This is a genomic window from Cupriavidus basilensis OR16 (genome assembly GCF_000243095.1).
Classification (GTDB): Bacteria; Pseudomonadota; Gammaproteobacteria; order Burkholderiales; family Burkholderiaceae; genus Cupriavidus; species Cupriavidus basilensis_D.
Genome location: NZ_AHJE01000401.1, coordinates 1 through 633, shown reverse-complemented (window position 1 = coordinate 633; position 633 = coordinate 1). Strand labels below are relative to the sequence as shown.

The following is a 633-nucleotide window of genomic DNA, read 5'->3' as shown; positions in this document are numbered from 1 at the left end:
CCGAAGCCGAGTGGGAATTCGCCGCGCGCGGCGGGCTGGAGCAGGCCACTTATGGGTGGGGCGACCAGTTCGCCCCGGACGGCCGGCAGATGGCCAATGTCTGGCAGGGCAGGTGCAGCCGTTTCCCGTGGTCAGCGCCAAGGCTGGCGGGGCGCTCGGCACCAGCCCGGTGGGCACCTTCCCGGCCAATGGCTACGGCCTGTCGGACATGACCGGCAACGCCTGGCAATGGGTGGCCGACTGGTATCGCGCCGACCAGTTCAAGCGCGAGGCCGTGTCCGCCAAGCTGATCGACAACCCCGCCGGCCCCGGCGAATCGTGGGATCCCTCGGAGCCGGGCGTGCCGACGGCCGCGCCGCGCCGCGTCACCCGCGGCGGCTCCTTCCTTTGCAACGAGGACTACTGCCTGAGCTATCGCCCGAGCGCGCGGCGCGGCACGGACCCGTACAACAGCATGTCGCATCTCGGCTTCCGCCTGGTGGAAGACGACGCGCAGTGGCGGCAACAGGGCAAGGACGGCAAGGCAATCAAGCAGGCGACGGCGGGCGGGCCGGCCCGGCTGGACCGGGGTTCGCGTACCGCACGGCAACCACTGGCAATTTCAACCGGCGCTCGCAACGGCGCGGGGATGCG

The 633-nt window shown here is 71.2% G+C and carries 1 pseudogene; it reads left to right on the top strand.

Features of this window, described 5'->3' with window-relative positions:
• Window positions 1-35: 35 nt before the first annotated feature.
• Window positions 36-633: pseudogene (locus OR16_RS39340) on the top strand (formylglycine-generating enzyme family protein); the annotation flags it as partial.